This is a genomic window from Streptomyces albireticuli, from assembly GCF_021228125.1.
GTDB lineage: Bacteria > Actinomycetota > Actinomycetes > Streptomycetales > Streptomycetaceae > Streptomyces > Streptomyces albireticuli.
Genome location: NZ_JAJQQS010000002.1, coordinates 455827 through 474937, shown reverse-complemented (window position 1 = coordinate 474937; position 19111 = coordinate 455827). Strand labels below are relative to the sequence as shown.

Below are 19111 nucleotides of genomic sequence, written 5' to 3'. Positions count from 1 at the left end.
AACGTAAGGCCGGACGCGGACCCGGACTCGGACTCGGGCGCCGATCGGGGCGTCGGCCCGGACGTGAGACCGGACGCCGGCCCGGACGTGAGGTCAGGCGCGGGCCCGGGCATGAGACCGGACGCAGGCCCGGGCGTGGCCGCCGGCACCGGAACGGACGCGGCCGCCGGCCCGGCTTCCGACCCCTTCTCGTTCCCGCTCACCCTCGCAGCCCCAGCCGCCCCAGGACCTCCGACGGCGGCCCCTCGGCCACCACCCGGCCGTCCTCCAGCGCGATCATCCGGTCCGCGACCGCCTCGGCCAGGTCCGCCTGGTGGGTGGCGAGCAGGACCGCCACGCCGTCCTCCTTCTCACCGGTCAGCAGCTCGGCGAGGCGGATCCGGGCGTCGGGGTCGAGGCGCTGTTCGGGCTCGTCCAGGACGAGGAGGTCACGGGGGCGTACGAGCGCGGCGGCCAGCAGCAGCGACTGGAGCTGGCCGGAGGAGAGCGAGCCGGGCAGCGCGCGGGCGTGATCGGACAGGCGGCGGTCGGCGAGGACGTGGTCGATCCACGCCTGCGCGTCGTCCACCGCGTGGGCGACGGTGACCAGTTCGAGGTGCTCGCGCACGGTCAGGTCGGGATAGGTGGCCACGGTGTCGCCGACGACGGCCACCCTGGCCCGCACCTCCGGGTCGTCCTCGGAGACCGGGCGGCCGGCGAAGAGGGCGCTGCCGGTGGTCGGGGTGTCACGGCCGCTCGCGATGCGCAGCAGCGTGGACTTGCCGGAGCCGTTGTGACCGAAGAGGGCCGTGCAGGTGCCGGGTTCGAGGTCGAGGTCGAGGGGGTGCAGCGCGTGCCGTTCCCCGTAGACGCGGCCGACCCCGCGCAGGCGGAGGAGCGGCGGGGTGGTCGGGGTCGCGGCGGGGTCGCCCTGCGCGGCCATCGGGCCTCCGTATGTGGTGATCTTGACGTCCCCGACCCTAACGAACCGGGGCGAACGGACGTTCAGGGGCGGGGTCACGGGCGGGCGCGGCTGTCCGGTTCTCGCCCCTGTCCCCGCCCGGCCCTCACCCGGCGGCGGGTCCGGGGCGCGGGGATGCGCGACGATGGCACGCATGAGCGCAGCGCCCGACCCGTTGTCCGGGTCCACTCCCGCCTCCGGCCCTGTCTCCGGCCCCCTGTGGTTCCAGCTCGTCCTGCTGCGGCGGATGGCCGACCACCACCCGGAACTGGTCGAGGACGCCCTGCGCGAGCTGGGCGTCGACCGCACGACGATGCGGGAGGCGAACCGCCGCTGGCAGGCCGCGGTGCGTTCGCCGAAGACCCGGGGCGCCGGTACGCGCTACCGCTCGGTGCTCGGCCCGCCGGAGACCACGGGCGAGCGGCGCGTCGGCGACCTCGTCTTCGACGCGGCGACGTGGCGCGTGCCGCTCTGGCCCGACCTGCGCTTCGAGGTCCTCTCGGCACCCGGCGGCGCCGTCTGGAACGAATGGCTGGTCCGCGCCCCGGGCGCCCACGCACCCACGCTCCGTACGGTCGAGGACCTGCGGCCGTGGTCGTGCACGGTCGACGAGGTGGCGCGGGCGTTCGCGCCGGCACGGCCGATGGAGGGGACGGCGCCGACGCGGTGGGGGCTGGGGTTCTCGGGGCCGGACGCGGGTGGGGTGCGGGGGGCTTATGTGGCGGAGTTCACGTGGGGGTTGCTGCAGCGGGTTCGCGTGGCGTAGCGGGTGCGGGTGGGGGTGCCGCTGCGCGGGGCCTTATCCCCTACCCGCCCCTTCCCGTAACCGGGGGCTCCGCCCCCGGGCCCCCTTTCCGCGCTCCGCGCGGTGGCCTCAAACGCCGGCCGGGCTGAATTCGCCCGGTTCCGGGGTCCGGGGCGGAGCCCCGGTTTCGGGAAGGGGCGGGGCTGGGGAAGGGCCCCGCGCAGCGGCACCCCCACTCCGCACCCCCACCCCGCAACCGCATCCGCACCCCCACCCACCAAACCCCACCCCTCCTCCTTTAGGCCGAGACCGAACCGGCCGTTTACCCGAAGCGCACCCCCATCCCACCTCCCTAGCGTGACCCCCATGCGCACCAGAACCCTCGCCGCCACCCTCCTCCTCGCCGTCGCCGCCCTCCTCACCGGCTGCTCCCTCACCGGCGGGACCCCCGGCGGCGGGGAAGCCAGCGGCACCCCCGCCTCCGCCGAGGAGCCGTCGCGGGTGTCGATCCCGTCCATCGGGGTGGACAGCGCCCTGCTGCGCCTGGGTCTGAACAGCGACGACACCGTGCAGGTGCCGCCGCCCGGGAAGGGCATGACGGCGGGCTGGTACACCGGCGGCGCCAAGCCGGGAACGCCCGGGGCCGCCGTGATCATCGGGCACAACGACACCCGGGAGGGCAAGGCCGTCTTCCACGACCTGGGGAAGGTCGGCAAGGGAGCGGCCGTGGACGTCGAGCGGGGCGACGGGAAGGTCCTGCGCTTCACCGTGACGGGCACCGAGAAGGTCGGCAAGAGCGCCTTCCCGACCAAAAAGGTCTACGGGGAGACGTCGGAACGGGCGCTGCGCCTGGTCACCTGCGCGGGCGACCTGGACGCGAACGGCCACCCGGTGGAGAACCTGATCGTCTACGCGACCCTGAAGTCATGAACAGAGGTCATGAACAAAGGCCGGTGGGACACCCGAAGGAGCCCCACCGGCCTCGGTACGAACCGCCGCGAACGGCTGCGAACCGCTACGAGCGGCTCAGACGAGCTCAGCCGTCAGCGTGATCGTCGTACCCGTGAGCGCCTGGCTGACCGGGCAGTTCTTCTTAGCGTCCTCGGCCGCCGCGGCGAAGCCCTCGGCGTCCAGGCCCGGGACCTCGGCGCGGACGGTGAGGTGGATGCCGGTGATGCCCTCGCCGGGCTGGAACGTGACGTCGGCCTTGGTCTCCAGGCGGGTGGGCGGCGTGCCGGCGCCGGCCAGGCCGTGCGAGAGCGCCATGGAGTAGCAGCTGGAGTGGGCTCCCGCGATCAGCTCCTCGGGGCTGGTCTTGCCGTTGGCCTGCTCGGCGCGGGAGGGCCAGGAGACCGGCTGGGAGCCGATGCCGGACGAGTCGAAGGTGACGGTGCCGCTGCCCTTGAGCAGGTCACCTTCCCAGACGGTGTGCGCGGTGCGGGTCGTGGCCACGGGGACATCCCTCCATCGGAAAGAAATTGATCATATGAAGTCCGCGGGTGGTCGGGCTACCGCCCCGATCATGGGTCCGGCACCGCCCGGGGCCCGGTTCCGACACGCTCGCCGCGACCGACGCGACCGACGCGAGGGTTCCGGACCGGGCGGCGTCAGACCGAGGGCAGGTTCCAGGCCACCAGCGCGGGCCGGCCGTGCTCGGTGCCGATCCGGCTCACCGTAGCGGTATCGAGCCGGAAGAGGGCCCCGGCGGTGGGCGGCAGCCCGAGCCTGCGGGCCGTCAGGACCCGCAGGAAGTGGGCGTGGGCCACCAGGACGACGTCCGGGCCGGCCGGCTCCGCCAGCGAGGGGGCGATCCGGGCCAGCACCCGGTCGGCGCGGGCGCCGACCTGGGCGGCCGTCTCCCCCGGGTGCCCGGCGTCCCCCGGGACGACCCCGTCGTCCCACAGGTACCAGTCGGGACGGGTCCGGTGGATCTCCTCGGTGCTGATGCCCTCGTACCCGCCGTAGTCCCATTCCCGCAGGTCGGGGTCGGGACGCGGGTCGAGGCCCGCCAGTTCGGCGGTGCGCAGGGCGCGCTTCAGCGGGCTCGCGAACACCGGCCCGACCGTGCGCCCGGCGAGCAGCGGGCGGAGCGCCTCGGCCTGCTTCTCGCCGTGCTCGGTCAGGGGGATGTCGGTGAGTCCGGTGTGCCGTCCGGCGCGGCTCCACTCGGTCTCCCCGTGCCGGATCAGGAGCAGCTCACTCACCGGCGGGCTGCGCCTTCGCCTGCTGCTGGGCCACGGAGGCGCGCACCTCGTCCATGTCGAGGGCGCGGGCCTGCCGGATGACGTCCTCCAGGGCGGCCTCGGGGAGGGCGCCGGGCTGGGCGAAGACCGCGATGTTGTCCCGCACGATCATCAGCGTCGGGATGGACCGGATCTCGAAGGAGGACGCCAGCTCGGGCTGGGCCTCGGTGTCGACCTTGGCGAAGACCAGGTCGCCGTGGCGCTCGGCGGCGGCCTCGTAGACCGGCGCGAACTGCCGGCACGGGCCGCACCAGGAGGCCCAGAAGTCGATGAGCACGAATTCGCCGCCGGAGACGATCTCGTCGAAGTTGTCCTTGGTGAGCTCCACCGTGCTGCTGCTCATGTGCCGCTACCTGCTTCCGGTCTCGTGGCGTCGAGTGACCCAGCAGCGGCAACAGACCGCCACCGGGACGTATTCCTTCACGTTCCTACAAGACCGGCACCTGCCCGCTACCGCCGGTTTCAGTACAGACTGGCGTACGAGTCTCTGTACGACTCCGCACGGCTTCCGGCGCGGCCACCGCCCCCACGCCCGCCCCCGCCCCGAAAGCACGAGCCCCCGGCCGGTCGGAACCGGCCGGGGTCTGCCGAGCACGACACGTCCGGGATGAGGACCCGAACGGGTGACCTCTCGTCCGAGCCGTCGCGTCACAACGCGCTGAGCCCTTGCCCGGCGGCGCTCGGACCGCCGCCGTTCCCGTTGAATTTCGGCTGGCCCCCCGGGCGGAAGCCCTTCCGCCGCCTCGCGCCGCACAGGGATTCGACGGCGTCGCACCAGAGGTCCAGATCGGGGGTCGCGCTGAGCTCGTCGGACCGGGCCTTGGCCCGGCGGGAGGCCCGCTCCCAGTTTCTCGGGTCCCGTAAGGACATCAGGGCGTGGGTCCACGCGTTGAGGTCGTCGCGATAGGCGAAGATCCCGGCCTCGCCCATGGACTCGACGAGTCCGGGGGTGGGGTGGGCGATCACCGGGATGCCGGACGCGAACGCCTCGACCGCGACCCGGCCCCAGGACTCGTACAGGCTGGGCATGAGCATGACGCGCGACCGGGCGTAGACGTGGTCGCGCATCTCCTTTCCCGGGACGCCGTCGACGACTTCGCAGTTGGGCAGCCTGGGCGGAGGCATGATCTGCTGCCCGTAGGCGCCGCGGACACCCAGGAACCGCCATTCCGGCGTCCACGCCGCGACCTGCCAGAAAAGGTCGCCGCCCTTGTCGGCGTTCAGGTTCACCAGGGTCGCCCGGTCGCCCGGTTCGGTGCGGTATTCCTCCGCCATCACGGGAGGGCGGACGACGATCGTGTTCCTGGGCAGGAATTCACGGGGGTACTGCGCGTAGAAGATCTCGCCGTCCCGCCGGATCCACTCGCTGTTGTAGACCACGAGATCGGCTCCCGCCGCGTCGTGGAAGGACGTGGCGAAATTGTCGTGGCAGATCACCGCCACGGGAATCCGGCGGGCTCTGGCGAGGCCCGCCACGAGGGGGACGTTCTCGAAGTGGGACAGGAGTACGTCGGCCTTCTGAGCCGCGGCGGCGAATTCGGCGCCTTCCTGGTACGGGACGACGCACACTCCGTCGATGTCGTAACTCTTCTCGATGTCTCCCGGATGGGAAAGCCAGACCGTCACCCGGTGACCGCGCTCGCTCAAAGGACGGAGCATCGAATGGAGCATCCATTCGGAGCCCGCGTTGTGGCTCGGTGGGTATCCGTACACCCGGGCCACGACGGACAGGCCCCGTGACGTGGCGGGAACGATCAGAGGGGGCCTGGGCGAACCGGGGGGTGCCTCCATGTCCAACGTACGTACTCCCTCCGGGCCGGGGCGGCGTGGGAACGGGCGGTGACGGGGTGGCGGACGCCTTCGGCGGTGCCGCCCGCGGGTTCCGGAGCCGCGGCCCCGGAACCCGCGGGCGGGACGCGTCCCGTGACGGCCTTCCGCCGGGACGACGTGGTCACCTGGCCTTCGGGTCCACGACGCGGACGCGGGTGGATTCCGAAGGCAGGCCGCCCACCGAGAAGGGCAGGTTGGTCTCTCCGGGCGGGGCGCTGTCGGGGGCTCGCACCGCGACCCACACCGAGGACGTCGAACCCCGCCCCGACAGCGCCGGATCGACGCCTTCGAAGACGAGCGTCCGCCCGTCCTGCGCCAAGGTCCCGTCATAGGTCACCGGAGGGTTCCCCACGGCGTTCTGGACGGTCAGCTGGAACCGGCCGCCGCGCTCGGCGACGAACTGGAGACCCCTTCCCTCGGGAAGGGCCACGCGGATGGTCTGCGGTCCGACGGTGCCGTCCTCGTCGGCGCGCAGGCGCACGCCCGGGTAGCCGATCTCGTCGGCGCGCGTCAGCGTCACGTCCGGCGGGCCGCCGGGCGTCACCGAGAACCTGACGCGGTCCACCACGTGGATGGGCGTGGACGCCGAGTGCCGGAGGCCCACGAAGAAGACCAGGCTCGTGTCTCCCAGCGGGGCACTGCCGGAGGCCCGCACCGCGACCCACATCGAGGACGTCGAACCCCGCCCCGACAGCCCCGTGTCGACGCCCATGAACATGAGCCTCTGCCCGTCCGGCGACAACGTCCCGTCGTAGGACCTCGGAGGGTTCCCCGCGCTGTCCTGGACGGTCAGCTGGAAGCGGCCCCCGCTCTCGGCGATGAACTGGAGGCCCGCGCCCGCGGGAAGACCCACCCGCACGGTCTGCGGCGGGACCGTGCCGGCCGTCTCGGCGCGCAGGCGCACACCCGGGTAGCCGGTCTCACCGGCACGCGTCAGCGTCACGTCCGGCGGTCCCCCGGGCGCCACCGAGAAGCGTGCCGTGGCGGTGATTCCCGTCACCTTCCGCACCCGCTGGTTGCCGGTGTCGGCGATGTACAGGTTGCCGTCGAGGTCCACCGCGACACCGCGGGGCTGGTTGAGATCGGCGGCGACGGCCGGTCCGCCGTCACCGGAGAAGGTGCCCGTACCGGTACCCGCCACCACCGTGACGGCGCCCTGCGCGTCCACCTTCCGCACCCGGTGGTGGTTGCGGTCGGCGATGTAGAGGTTGCCGACGGAGTCCACCGCGACACCGGTGGGGTAGTTGAGGCCGCTCGCCACGGTGGTGATGCGGCCCGCCGCGTTCACCACCCGCACCCGGTTGTTGCCGTCCTCGGCGATGTAGAGGTTGCCCGCGGAATCCACCGCGACACCGGAGGGACCGCTGAGCGCGGCGGTGGCGGCCAGGACGTCCTCACCGGAGGTGCCCACGGCCCCCGTGCCCGCCACCTTGGTGAGCGTCCGCGCCTGTACGTCCAGCTTCCGCACCTGCTGGTTGTTGCGGTCGGCGACGTAGACGTTCCCGGCGGGGTCCACCGCGACACCGGTGGGGTAGTGGAGGGTGACGCCGAGGGCCTGACCGTCACCCGACAAGCCCCCGGACCCGGTGCCCGCCACCGTGCTGATCACACCGGTCCGCAGGTCCACCTTCCGCACCCGGTGCTGGTAGGTGTCGGCGATGTAGAGGGTGTCGCCGGCGGGATCCACCGCGACACCGCAGGGCTTCTGGAGGAGCGCGGCGACGGCCTGCCCGCCGTCGCCTAAGGACGCGCCACCGCCCGCGACCGTGGTGATCCTCAGCGTCTGCCCGTCCACCCTTCGCACCCGGTTGCCGTCGTACTCGGCGATGTAGACGTTGCCGGCGGCGTCCACCGCGACACCGCGGGGCTGGTTGAGGGGGGCTTGGGTGGCCGGTACGCCCTCGCCGGAGGGGCCCGTGGCCACGGTTCCCGCGACCGTGTCGATCGGGACGACGGTGGGCTCACTCATCGCCGGACCCTCCCCGCCCGTTCCCGGCGGCGTACGAGCCCTTCGGCTCCCCCGCCCGCCTTCCGTATGCGCCACGACGCGTGGCTTCGAGATCGGTCACAGCAACCGTCCTTCCACTATCGGGCATATCTGCATCATCCACTCAATTCACATCTATTAATGAAAAGAGTGATGATATGGCCTTTGCGGTGCCGGACAAGGCTGCCCGGGACCGGCCCACCGCACAAGGGGGCGTACGCGGGCGGGAACCATTCCCTGCCACCTGGGTGGCCTGTCGGACACCGCATCAGACGACGGCACATGCCACTCGCACACCGCACGGGCATTCCGCCGTCCTCCTGCGCGCCGCACGACGCGACCCCGGCCCCATCTCTCACCTCGGCCCCCGCGCCGGAGCGGCGCCCTATGGCCGGGACCCGTCAGACGGACCCGTCACGGCGGGACGTCCGGGCCCCGGACGTCACCGGCGACGGGCCGGCCCACCGCGCCGCCTCCCTCCTCGCCCTCGGCCTCCGTGACGTCACGCAGCCGGAGGACGCGCTGATGCTCGGGGAAAGACCGCGTCGTGGCCGGATGTGTGCCTCTCAGGTAGTGGCGCTGCCACGCGGACGCGGCGGACGGGTCGCCCCGCGCGGCGGCGTCCAGGAGGTCGCCGCGGCTCTGTCGCCAGGCCCGGTAGTCGTCGGCGTCCGGCATGCGGGCGAGCGGTGCGCGCCGGGGGCGTACGCGCTCCAGGTCGCCGCGCCGCTGGGGTACGAGCGTGAGCACGGGTTCGCCCGCCGCGAAGGTGATGTCGGCGCCGGGCCGGGTGATCTTCCAGTTCATGGTGAACGTGGCCACTGCCCAGTCGGTCTCCACAAGCCCCTCCAGCGGGCACGCCCCGTCCTTCGGGGCGTTCGCCGGGCCCCGGACGAGCAGGTTCCAGCCCGGCGACGTCCGGATCAGATAGGGCACGTGAAAGGTCAGGATGCCATGCCCGAAATGGCTCACGGCCGATCCGGAGACGTGCTCCCCGCGGTAACGGACGCTCAGGTCCTCCCTCGTGTCGCCGCCGTTCCAGCGCACCGTGAACGTGCTGTCGTTGAGGATCCACCAGCCGTTCTGGTTGGCGATGCGCAGGGGAAGGCACCCGTAGGCGTGCCGGAGGGTCGGGCGGTCCAGCCAGTCCCGCCGGTCCGACGCCACGACGAGGGGCATGTCCGGAGTGTCCGGCAGCCGGTAGGCCACCATGGCGGGTTCCGGTTCGCGGTGCTCCGCGGAGCTCAACTGACCACCTCCAGAGTGGCCGTCCGGACCGGCACGGTCGCCGGCCCGGACGGGTCTCCGGCCGCTGCCGGGTACCGGGCCGTCCGTTGCGGGGCTACGGCGGATCAGTGGGCCCCGGAGTCGTCGGCCCGGGGCCCACGGGCGGGACCACCGGCGGGGCCACGGGCGGGACCACCGGCGGGGGCGCGGGCTGTGGTTGCGGCGGGGGCGTGTAGATGCCCGGCAGTTTGATCCAGCCGCCGTAGAAGAACCTGGACTGCGGCTGTATCTCCTGGCCCCCTTGGGCCTCCGGGGACCCCTGGGTCTCCTGGGATCCCAGGCCCTCCGGCGCGGAGTCCTCCGGTGGGTGGGCTCCCCTGTCCGTCTCGTCGGCCATAGCACCTTCCGTTCGCAGAACCGAGGACGAGCCACGCCCGTGCGTGACCCTCGTGCGCCTTGCTCCCGGAGCCCGGCACCCTCACGAGCACCGCTCGCGGCCCGTGATCACGTGAACTTCTGGTGCCTGACCCACACCGCGTTGTCCGTACCGCGCGCGAGGACCTCGATCCGGCCCTGGCCGTCGAGGATCGCGACGGGGCCGGAGGTCAGGGTTCCGCCCAGCGACGCGAAGTCGCTGAAGGAGACGGGGTCGCCCACGGCGCCCTGCACCGCGTACCAGAGCGCGTTGTCCGTACCGCGCGCGAAGACGTGCACGCGCCCGTCGGGGCCGACGACGGGTGCCGGATCGCCGACGACCTCGCCGCCGAGGCTCTTCAGCGCGCCCCAGCCGCCGTCCTCCCGCTGCGGGATGTGCCACACCGCGTTGTCCGTGCCGCGGAAGTGGACGTCGAGGCGGTCGTCGGCGGCGAGGACCGCGACCGGTGGGCCGCCGATATTGGTGACGATCTTGGTGTACGGGCCCCAGTCGCCGCCGTGGGCGTTCCTGGCCCGGTCGTAGAGGTCGTTGTCCAGCCCCTTGTGGAAGTAGTGCAGCTTGCCGAAGCCGTCGAGCGAGGCGCTCAGCGGGGTGGTCGTGGTGGCGCCGCCGAGGCTCCGCCAGTCGGACCAGCCGCCGTCGGCACCGGTCTGCCGGATGTGCCACATGGCGTCGTCGAGGCCGCGGGCGAACAGCTCGACCCGTCCCGAGCCCCCGACGGCCGCCGCCGGGGCACCGACGATCTGACCGCCGAGCTTGTCCCAGTCCTCGAAGGCGCCGTCGATGACGCCGTGCGCGCGGAACCACACGTCGCCCGCCAGGCCGCGGACGGCGACGAGGATCCGGCCGTCACGCCGCCGGACCGGCGCGGGTATGTCGAGCGTCCCGCCGCCCAACGTGGTGAACGCGCTCCAGGCGAGACCGTCGCGGGTCTGCCACGCGGACCACAGGGCGTTGTCCACGCCCTGCGCGAAGACCTGGAGCCGGTTGTCGGCGTTGAGCGTGACGGAGGGCCGGCCGACGATGTCACCGCCGATCTTTACCCACTCCGCCCAGGCCCGGCCCGGGGTCGAAGGTGCGACCATGTGCGTCCTTCCTGTTCCGCGAGGCGTGCGAGGAATCCGCGCACGCGCGTGGGATGTACGGAACGTGCCGGTGTGCTCAGGTGCCGGCACAACGGTAGGACTGCGGCATAGCGGGCGAAGGTATGCCAACGAAAGTGATGCGCATCATTCCGGCCGTTCCGGCGGAGATCGACCGCGCCACGAGCGGGCCTCGTGCGGCGAGCGGGGCACACGGGACGGGCCACCGGACCGGGGAACGGGCTACGGAAGCCCCCGGACAGCACGGCGCCCCGGCCGGTCGGAACCGGCCAGGGCGTCGTAAGAGCAGGACAGATCGTTTCTGCACTGCTGCCGCGTGGTGGGGCGGGTGGGACTCGAACCCACGGCCGACGGATTATGAGTCCGCTGCTCTAACCGGCTGAGCTACCGCCCCGTTCACGGCGCGTCGCGCACATCTGTGCGCGCCGTCTGCCGCAGCATAGCCGCTCATACGATCTGCTGCCCCTGAGGGTCCGCATTGCGTGACCGACCTGACCATGAGGACTTCGATCACGACCGGATGGTTCCCTCCGGGTACGAAAAAAGGACCCCTTCCGGGGTCCTTCTCCGTTTGCTCCTCCGACTGGACTCGAACCAGTAACCTGCCGGTTAACAGCCGGCTGCTCTGCCAATTGAGCTACAGAGGATCGCGCTCCCCCGACTGGACTCGAACCAGTAACCTGCCGATTAACAGTCGGCTGCTCTGCCAATTGAGCTACAGGGGATTGCTGCGGTTGCCTCGAATGCACTGTCGACCGGGGTTCCGGGCGGCGTGCGCTCGCTGCGACACATACATTAGCGCAAGCAGGGGGGTGCTCCGCCAATCGGTGCCCCGGGAGTGACCTTCGCACCCGGCGGGTAGGCGCGGAGCACAGCCCGGCGGCCCCCGCGATGACGTGTGGGGCACGAGGGATCCGAGGGAAGGATGGAGCGCGATGCGCTACCGGCTGACGTTCATCATCGGAGCAGCCGTCGGGTACGTGCTCGGCACGCGGGCCGGCCGCGAGCGGTACGAGCAGTTGCGCAAGGGGGCGCAGCGGGTCGCCCAGAACCCGGCGGTGCGCAATACGGCGGAGTCCGCCGCGCAGAACGGCCGGGCCCTCGCCTCCCGGGCCCTCGACCGGGTCGGTGACCGCCTGCCGGGGCCGGTGAGCGAGCGGGTCCGCTCGCTGCGCGAGCAGCGCGCGGCCACCGAGGACGACTGGGGGACGAGCAACACCTGACCGGTGGCGGGCGGTCGGCCGGAGTTTGGCATCATCACCGCATGGGCATAGTCGCCGGACTGGACAGTTCCACCGAGAGCACGCGCATCGTCGTCTGCGACGCGGACACCGGGGCCGTGCTCCGGCAGGGGTACGCCCCGCACCCCACGACCTCCGAGGGTGATCCGCAGGCGTGGCTGATGTCACTCGGCGAGGCGGCCGCCGGGGGGCTGCTGGAGGGCGTCCAGGCCATCGGCGTCTCGGCGCAGCAGCAGGGCATGCTGACCCTGGACGCGGGCGGGGTGCTCGTCCGGCCGGCCCTGCTGGGCAACGACAAGCGGATGCAGCCCTCCGCCGCCGACCTCACCGACGCGCTGGGCGGCCGGGCCGCGTGGGCGCAGGCCGTGGGTTCGGTGCCGCAGGCCGGGCAGACGGTGGCGAAGCTGCGCTGGCTGGCGCGGAACGAGCCGGAGGCGGCCCGCCGGACGGCGGCCGTGCTCCAGCCGCACGACTGGCTGGTGTGGCAGCTGCTGGGCCGGCCCGCGCGGCGCACGACGGACCGCGGTGACGCCTCCGCGACGGGCTACTGGTCGGCGGCGACCGGCTCCTGGCGGCCCGACCTCGTGGAGCTGGCGCTGGGCCGGCAGGTGACGCTGCCGGACGTGCTGGCGCCCGCCGAGCCCGCCGGGCACACCCCCGAGGGCCTGCTGATCTCCGCGGGCACGGGCGAGACGATGGCGGCGGCCTTCGGGCTCGGCGTCGGCCTCGGTGACGCGGTGGTCTCGCTCGGGGCCTCCGGCTCGGTCTTCGCCGTGCACCACGAGGCGCTCGTGGACCCCACGGGCACCATCACCTCCTTCGCCGACGCGACCGGCATGCACCTGCCCGTGGTGCACACGCTCAACGCCGTGCGGGTGCTGCGCGGCACGGCGGAGCTGCTGGGCACGGACCTGGCGGGCCTGTCGGAGCTGGCGCTGCGGTCCTCGCCGGGGGCGTACGGGCTGGTGCTGCTGCCGTACCTGGAGGGCGAACGGACCCCGCACCTGCCGCACACGGCGGGCACCCTGGCCGGGCTGCGGCGCGAGAGCATGAAGCCGGAGCATCTGGCGCGGGCGGCCTTCGAGGGCATGCTGTGCGGCCTCGCGGACGCCCTGGACGTGCTGCGCTCGCGCGGCGTCCAGGTGCGCCGGGTGTTCCTGCTGGGCGCCGCCGCGGAGCTGCCCGCCGTGCAGGCGGTGGCTCCGCAGCTGTTCGGCGCGCAGGTCGTCGTCCCGCAGCCCGCGGACTACGCGGCGCTGGGCGCGGCCCGGCAGGCGGCGTGGGCGCTCGGCGTGCAGCACGGCACGCTGTCCCCGCGGCAGCCCCCACTGTGGCCCGCGGGGGCCGGTCAGGCGTTCGAGCCGGGCGAGGACATGCCGGTGGGCCAGGCGGTGCGGCAGCAGTACACGACGGTGCGCGAGCAGACCCACCCCGGCGCGTTCCAGTAGGGCCTTCGCGGCCGTCCTCGCGGGGGCGGTGCGCCCGGCGGCCGGCGCGTCAGTCGAGATAGCCGCGCAGCTGGTCGGCGAAGGCGTGGTCGCGGAGCTTGTTGAGGGTCTTGGACTCGATCTGGCGGATGCGCTCCCGGGTGACGCCGAAGATCCTGCCGATCTCCTCCAGGGTGCGCGGCCGGCCGTCGACCAGCCCGTACCGCAGCTGCACGACCTTGCGCTCGCGCTCGCCGAGCGTCGACAGGACGGCCTCCAGATGCTCGCGGAGCAGCAGGAAGGCGGCCGATTCGACGGGTGAGGCGGCGTCGCCGTCCTCGATGAGGTCGCCGAGGGCGACGTCGTCCTCCTCGCCGACGGGCGCGTGCAGCGAGACGGGCTCCTGGGCGAGCCGCAGGACCTCGCTCACCCGCTCCTGGGTGAGGTCGAGCTGGGCGGCGACCTCCTCGGCGGTGGGTTCGTAGCCGTGTTCCTGGAGCATCCGGCGCTGGACCCGGACCACGCGGTTGATGAGCTCGACGACGTGCACGGGGACCCGGATGGTGCGGGCCTGGTCGGCGAGGGCGCGGGACATGGCCTGGCGGATCCACCAGGTCGCGTACGTCGAGAACTTGTAGCCGCGGGCGTAGTCGAACTTCTCGACGGCCCTGATGAGCCCGAGGTTGCCCTCCTGGACGAGGTCGAGCATGGTCAGGCCGCGGCCGATGTAGCGCTTGGCGACGGAGACGACCAGCCGCAGGTTCGCCTCGATGAGCCGGCGCTTGGCCATCCGGCCGAGGACGACCAGGCGGTCGAGGTCGACGGCGAGCTGGGAGTCGAGGTCGGGGGTGCTGCCGAGCTTCTCCTCCGCGAAGAGGCCGGCCTCGACGCAGCGGGCGAGTTCGACCTCCTCGGCGGCCGAGAGCAGCGGGATCCGGCCGATCTCGCGGAGGTACTGGCGGAAGAGGTCGGAGGAGGGGCCGCTGGTGTCCGCGCGGGCGGCGTCGGCGGCGCGCTCGGCGGGGTCCGGGTCGGCGTCGGCGTCCGGTGCCGGGGTCACCGCGCCGCTCCGGCGGGCGGCCGGGCGTGGCTCCGGTGGCGGGTCGGCGCCGGGCGGGGCGTCGGCGGGCAGGCGCTCGGCCGCGGGGGGCTCGGCCTGCTGGGGCACGGCCGGCACCGGCTGGGCGGTCGGCAGGGGCGGTGTCTGGGGCCGGGTGGGCGTCCGGGTCTGCACGGGGGCGACCTCCAAGGTGATCGCTGCTGTGATGGCAGAACGAGAGGGCACGGCGGTGGCCGGGCCACCGCCGTCCCATGGATCACGTGCGGCTTCGCGGAGGGTTCCGGGTCCCTGCGGCCGGGCCTGCCGCGCTCCGAGGACTCAGGCACCGCCCACCAGTGTGGGGTACGACGCGGGCCCGCCACGAGGGGCGTGCGGGTACTTTCTGAGTCCGTTCCGTGACCGGCGGTCACGGAACGGAACCGCGGATCCCGCGGCACGGCGACCGGAGGGGCGGTGCCACCGGCGGCTTCGACGGCCGGGCGGCGGGGTTCCGCCCCGGCGGGACGGGCGGGAGGTGACGGCTCGTGTCGGGCGGGCCCGGGGCCGCGCGGGGCCGCACGGAGGCGGGACGGCACGATACGGCCGCCGCCGACGGGCCGGACGACGTGCCCGTGGGGCGGACCCGCGCGGCCCGGCCTGTGCGGCCCGTACGGGCTCGGCCCGTACCGGTGCGACCGCGTGACCCGGGCGACCCGAAGGACGGTGGGGGCCGTCGGTGGGCCGGGCGGCCCGGGCAGTGGGAGCGCGACGCCCCCGGCGAAGCCCGGAAGCCCGGGTAGTCGGAGAGCGACACTCCCCCAGCGGAACCCAGAAGCCCAGGCGGTCGGAGAGCGACACTCCCCCAGCGGAACCCAGAAGCCCAGGCGGTCGGGAAACAGCACTCCCAGCAGCACCCAGAAGCCCGGATGGTCAGGGAGCGACGCTCCCCCGGCGGAGCCCGGAAGCCCGGGCGGCCGGGGAACAGCACCCCCGGCAGAGCCCGGCGACACGGGCGGTCGGAGCACAGCACTCCCCCGGCAGACCCCGCGGCCCGGCCCGTCAGAGTGCCGCGGCGCCTCGGTCCTTGAGGGCGCGGCCGTACTGCTCCAGGACCCAGAGTTCGTTCTGCACGGCGGACAGGTGGTCGGGCGCGGCCTGGCTGCCCAGGCGGATCAGGCTGCCCTGGACCTCCTGGATGCGGCGCTCGACGGCCCGCAGGCGGACCTGGACGAGCTGGATGCCCGCGTAGACCTCGTCCACGTTCTTGTTGCGGATGGCCTCGACGGCGAGCTCGGTGATGAGGGAGCGGACGGTGTCGTCGGGCGCCACGTCGCGCACGCGCGCGAGGTAGCCGTCGGTGGCGGCGGTGACGCCGCCCGCCTCCTCGATGGCGCGGCGCACGAGGACGTACGGCGCGGCGGTGAACTCGTCCTCGCCGTAGGCGTCGAAGGCGGGGGCGACCAGCTCGGGGCGCTGGAGGGCGAGCTTGAGCAGCTCGCGCTCGGTGAGCGCGACGGGGCTGCGGAGGTTGAGCGCGGGCCCCCGGAGGGCCTGCGCGGGACCTGCCGGGCCCTGTGCGGCCCCCGCCGCCCGCGCCGGGGCCTGGGCCCCGCCCCGGGCGCCGGAGCGCTGCTGGGAGCCGCGCTCCCGCGCCCAGCGGGCCAGCTGGCCCACGCGCATGACGACGAACTGGGTGTCGAGGATGCCGAGCAGACCCGCGAGCCGCACGGCGTACTGGTGCCGGATGGAGGGGTCCTTGATGTTCGCCACGATGGGCGCGGCCTCCTCCAGCGCCGCGGCCTGGCCCTCGGGCTCGTCGACGACGTGCCGGCCGACCACGGAGCGGATCGCGAACTCGAAGAGCGGGGTGCTCTCCTCGACCAGCCGCCGCACCGCGTCGTCGCCCTCGGCGAGACGGAGCTCACAGGGGTCCATCCCGCCGGGGCTGACGGCGATCTTCGTGCTGGCGGCGAACTTCTGGTCGTCCTCGAAGGCCCGCAGGGCCGCGCGCTGGCCGGCGGAGTCACCGTCGAAGGTGAAGATCACCTTCGCGCCGGAGTTGTCCATCAGCAGCCGGCGGAGGATCTTGATGTGGTCGCCCGCGAACGCGGTGCCGCAGGTGGCGATGGCGGTGGTGACCCCGGCCAGGTGGCAGGCCATGACGTCGGTGTAGCCCTCGACGACGACGGCGCGGCTGCTCTTGGCGATGTCCTTCTTGGCGAGGTCGATGCCGTAGAGGACCTGGGACTTGCGGTAGAGCGGCGTCTCGGGGGTGTTGAGGTACTTCGGGCCGTTGTCGTCGTCGCGGAGCTTGCGGGCGCCGAAGCCGATGACCTCGCCGGTGATGTCGCGGATGGGCCACATCAGACGGCCGCGGAAGCGGTCGATGGGCCGGCCGTTGCGGCTGTCCTGGGCGAGGCCGGAGAGGATCAGCTCCTTGTCGCTGAAGCCCTTGCCGCGCAGGAAGCGGGTGAGGTGGTCCCAGCCGGCCGGGCTGTAGCCGACGCCGAAGTGCTGGGCGGCGGCCTGGTCGAAGCCGCGGCTCGCGAGGAACTTCCGGCCGATCTCCGCCTCGGGACTGTCGAGCTGATCCACGAAGAACTTCGCGGCGTGCTTGTGGGCCTCGACCAGGCGGATGCGCTCGCCCTGCTGGCGGCCGGGGGTGTAGCCGCCCTCCTCGTAGCGCAGGGTGATGCCGGCCTGGGAGGCGAGCCGCTCGATGGTCTCGGCGAAGGAGAGGTGGTCGATCTTCATCACGAAGTCGACGGTGTCCCCGCCCTCCTGGCAGCCGAAGCAGTAGAAGAGCCCCTTGGCCGGGCTGACCTGGAAGGACGGGGACTTCTCGTCGTGGAAGGGGCAGAGGCCCTTGAGATTGCCGCCGCCGGCGTTGCGCAACTGGAGGTACTCGGAAACGACGGCGTCGATCGGGACCGCGTCCCGGACCGCCTTCACGTCGTCATCGTTGATCCGTCCTGCCACGAGTGAATTCTACGGCCGGGCACCGACACCTCCGGCCGCCCCGCCCCCGGAGCCGTCCCCGGGCCCCCCTCCGGAGAGCTTGATCGTGAAGACGAGGTGCGGGCCGATGCCCTCGACGGTGAACTCCTCGCCCCGGGCGGTGAAGCCGTGGTGCTCGTAGAAGCCGCGGGCGGAGGTGCGGCCGTTGCACCACACCAGGCCCGCGCCGCGGGCGGCGGCCTCGGCGAGGCCCGCCCGCAGGACGGCCGTGCCGTATCCGAGGCCGCGCACGGCGGGGTCGCTCGCCATGCCGCGGAAGCGGTACGCGTCCTCCCCGGTGCCCGGCAGCGGCTCGGGGAGGAAGGTGACGCAGGCCCGTATCGCCTTCCCTTCGGTGTCGTCGGCGTCGTAGGCGGCGACGTGGAAGGTGCCGGGCGCCGCGTCCTCGGCGAAGGCGGCCGAGGCGGCGGGCCGGCCGGGGCGCAGCACCGCGTGGCGCAGGGCGAAGACCTCCGTGGCGGGCACCAGGGCGGTGCGCGGGGGCCTCACGGGGCGATCAGGGAGTCGAGCGGGACGCCGGGGTCCGCGAGGGCTTCGGGGTCCAGCCGGGTGCCGGAGCGGATGAGCTTCTGGAGGGGGTCGGTGACATCCCACACATTCACGTTCATGCCGGCGAGGAGGCGCCCCTCGGAGAGCCAGAAGGCGACGAATTCCCGCTTGCCGACGTCGCCGCGGCAGACGACCTGGTCGTACGAGCCGGGGGGCGCCCAGCCGGAGTACTCCAGGCCGACGTCGTACTGGTCGGAGAAGAAGTACGGGACCCGGTCGTAGGAGACCTCCTGGCCGAGCATGGCGCGGGCGGCGGCCGGTCCGCTGTTGAGGGCGTTGGCCCAGTGCTCGACGCGCAGCCGGGTGCCGAGCCAGGGGTGCTCGGCGGCGGCGACGTCGCCCGCGGCGTAGATGTCGGGGTCGGAGGTGCGCAGGGAGGCGTCGACGGCGATGCCGCCGCCGTCGGCGCGGTCGACCAGGGCGAGGCCGGCGGCTTCGGCGAGGGCGGTGCGGGGCGCGGCGCCGATGGCGGCGAGGACGTCGTGGGCGGGGTGCTCCTCGCCGTCGTCGGTCCGGGCGGCCAGGACCATGCCGTCGTGTCCGGTGATCTCGGTGAGGCGGGCGCCGAAGTGGAAGCGGACGCCGTGCTCGGCGTGCAGGTCGGTGAAGAGCTGGCCGAGCTCGGGGCCGAGGACGGTGTGCAGCGGGGTGGGCTCGGCCTCCACTACGGTCACCTCGGCGCCGTAGCCCCGGGCGGCGGCGGCGACCTCCAGGCCGATCCAGCCGGCGCCGGCGATGACGAGGTGGCCGTTGTCCCGGCCGAGGGAGGCGAGGACGCCGCGCAGCCGCTCGGCGTGGGCGAGGCGGCGCAGGTGGTGGACGCCGGCCAGCCCGGTGCCGGGGATGTCGAGGCGGCGCGGTTCGGAGCCGGTGGCCAGCAGCAGCCGGTCGTAGTGGACCCGGGTGCCGTCGCCGAGGCGGACGGATTTGGCCTCGCGGTCGAGGTGGACGGCGGGCTGGCCGAGGTGCAGCTCGATGTCGGCGCGCGCGTACCAGGCCGGCTCGTGGACGAAGACGCTCTCGCGGTCGTCCTTGCCGATGAGGTACCCCTTGGAGAGCGGCGGCCGCTCGTAGGGGTGGTCACGTTCGTCGCAGATGAGGATCACCCGGCCGGTGAAGCCCTCCGAGCGGAGGGTCTCCGCGGCCTTCGCCCCGGCCAGGCCCCCTCCGACGATGACGAACGTCTGGTGTGCGTCGACCACTTGCTGCCTCCTCGCTGCCACGCAGTGCGTCTGCGCTACCGCCCCCGGTCGGAACCGCCCGTGCAGAGGGTCCCGCACGGAGCCGACGGCCGGAAGAGGGACTGTCCCGGACGGGTCAGTACCC

17 protein-coding genes and 3 tRNA genes are annotated in these 19111 nt (G+C 73.3%); 4 read left to right on the top strand and 16 right to left on the bottom strand.

Annotated elements, in window-relative coordinates:
- Window positions 1-199: 199 nt before the first annotated feature.
- The gene (locus LUZ64_RS02285) at window positions 200-922 is read right to left on the bottom strand and encodes an ABC transporter ATP-binding protein (protein ID WP_095581814.1); all 723 of its coding nucleotides are present in this window, start codon (window positions 920-922) and stop codon (window positions 200-202) included.
- A gap of 172 nt (window positions 923-1094) precedes the next feature.
- Between LUZ64_RS02285 and LUZ64_RS02280 the strand changes: the two genes are divergently transcribed.
- Entirely contained in the window at window positions 1095-1706 is a 612-nt protein-coding gene (locus LUZ64_RS02280; protein ID WP_232390119.1) for a hypothetical protein, read from the top strand.
- A gap of 345 nt (window positions 1707-2051) precedes the next feature.
- Window positions 2052-2615: a class F sortase gene (locus tag LUZ64_RS02275; protein WP_095583804.1), complete on the top strand. Its 564-nt coding sequence runs from the start codon at window positions 2052-2054 to the stop codon at window positions 2613-2615.
- 96 nt (window positions 2616-2711) lie between these two features.
- On the opposite strand, the gene LUZ64_RS02270 is transcribed toward LUZ64_RS02275, so the two are convergent.
- The 11 genes from LUZ64_RS02270 to LUZ64_RS02220 all read right to left on the bottom strand — a co-directional run bounded on the left by LUZ64_RS02270 (window position 2712) and on the right by LUZ64_RS02220 (window position 11236).
- The gene (locus LUZ64_RS02270) at window positions 2712-3137 is read right to left on the bottom strand and encodes an OsmC family protein (protein WP_087928244.1); all 426 of its coding nucleotides are present in this window, start codon (window positions 3135-3137) and stop codon (window positions 2712-2714) included.
- A gap of 155 nt (window positions 3138-3292) precedes the next feature.
- A complete protein-coding gene (locus tag LUZ64_RS02265) occupies window positions 3293-3889 on the bottom strand; it encodes a histidine phosphatase family protein (protein ID WP_095583803.1) in 597 nt (198 codons plus the stop codon).
- Entirely contained in the window at window positions 3882-4271 is a 390-nt protein-coding gene (gene trxA, locus LUZ64_RS02260; protein WP_095583802.1) for a thioredoxin, read from the bottom strand. Before trxA ends, LUZ64_RS02265 begins: the two co-directional genes overlap by 8 nt.
- A 305-nt stretch (window positions 4272-4576) precedes the next feature.
- Complete coding sequence (locus LUZ64_RS02255) at window positions 4577-5587, bottom strand: glycosyltransferase family 4 protein (RefSeq protein ID WP_372471998.1); 1011 nt, start codon at window positions 5585-5587, stop codon at window positions 4577-4579.
- A gap of 292 nt (window positions 5588-5879) precedes the next feature.
- Window positions 5880-7727: an NHL repeat-containing protein gene (locus LUZ64_RS02250; protein ID WP_095583355.1), complete on the bottom strand. Its 1848-nt coding sequence runs from the start codon at window positions 7725-7727 to the stop codon at window positions 5880-5882.
- 432 nt (window positions 7728-8159) lie between these two features.
- Window positions 8160-8993, bottom strand: a complete 834-nt coding sequence (locus LUZ64_RS02245; protein ID WP_095583354.1) for a DUF6065 family protein — start codon at window positions 8991-8993, stop codon at window positions 8160-8162.
- Window positions 8994-9087: 94 nt separating this feature from the next.
- A complete protein-coding gene (locus LUZ64_RS02240; RefSeq protein WP_095583353.1) occupies window positions 9088-9369 on the bottom strand; it encodes a hypothetical protein in 282 nt (93 codons plus the stop codon).
- A 107-nt stretch (window positions 9370-9476) separates the two neighbouring features.
- Window positions 9477-10493 carry a PLL family lectin gene (locus LUZ64_RS02235; RefSeq protein WP_095583352.1) on the bottom strand — a complete coding sequence of 339 codons (1017 nt, stop codon included), beginning with the start codon at window positions 10491-10493 and terminating at the stop codon, window positions 9477-9479.
- A 335-nt stretch (window positions 10494-10828) separates the two neighbouring features.
- Window positions 10829-10905: transfer RNA gene (locus LUZ64_RS02230), tRNA-Ile, on the bottom strand.
- Between the two features lie 180 nt (window positions 10906-11085).
- Window positions 11086-11158 (bottom strand) — tRNA-Asn (locus tag LUZ64_RS02225).
- Between the two features lie 5 nt (window positions 11159-11163).
- Window positions 11164-11236, bottom strand: a tRNA-Asn gene (locus LUZ64_RS02220).
- A gap of 210 nt (window positions 11237-11446) precedes the next feature.
- On the opposite strand from LUZ64_RS02220, the gene LUZ64_RS02215 reads away from it, so the two are divergent.
- Window positions 11447-11734, top strand: a complete 288-nt coding sequence (locus LUZ64_RS02215; protein WP_095583351.1) for a hypothetical protein — start codon at window positions 11447-11449, stop codon at window positions 11732-11734.
- Window positions 11735-11775: 41 nt separating this feature from the next.
- A complete protein-coding gene (locus LUZ64_RS02210; RefSeq protein WP_095583350.1) occupies window positions 11776-13200 on the top strand; it encodes an FGGY family carbohydrate kinase in 1425 nt (474 codons plus the stop codon).
- A 49-nt stretch (window positions 13201-13249) separates the two neighbouring features.
- Here LUZ64_RS02210 and LUZ64_RS02205 read toward each other — a convergent pair whose 3' ends face one another.
- The 4 genes from LUZ64_RS02205 to LUZ64_RS02190 form a co-directional block, all read right to left on the bottom strand.
- Window positions 13250-14464 (bottom strand): RNA polymerase sigma factor, encoded by a 1215-nt coding sequence (locus LUZ64_RS02205; protein ID WP_232390120.1) that lies wholly within the window; start codon window positions 14462-14464, stop codon window positions 13250-13252.
- A gap of 813 nt (window positions 14465-15277) precedes the next feature.
- Window positions 15278-17197 carry a DNA primase gene (dnaG, locus tag LUZ64_RS02200; protein WP_095578628.1) on the bottom strand — a complete coding sequence of 640 codons (1920 nt, stop codon included), beginning with the start codon at window positions 17195-17197 and terminating at the stop codon, window positions 15278-15280.
- Window positions 17198-17206: 9 nt separating this feature from the next.
- Complete coding sequence (locus LUZ64_RS02195; RefSeq protein ID WP_095578627.1) at window positions 17207-17725, bottom strand: GNAT family N-acetyltransferase; 519 nt, start codon at window positions 17723-17725, stop codon at window positions 17207-17209.
- On the bottom strand, window positions 17722-18987 hold the full coding sequence (locus LUZ64_RS02190) for an NAD(P)/FAD-dependent oxidoreductase (protein ID WP_095578626.1): 1266 nt from the start codon (window positions 18985-18987) through the stop codon (window positions 17722-17724). The genes LUZ64_RS02195 and LUZ64_RS02190 overlap by 4 nt, the downstream gene beginning before the upstream one ends.
- Window positions 18988-19111: the final 124 nt, after the last annotated feature.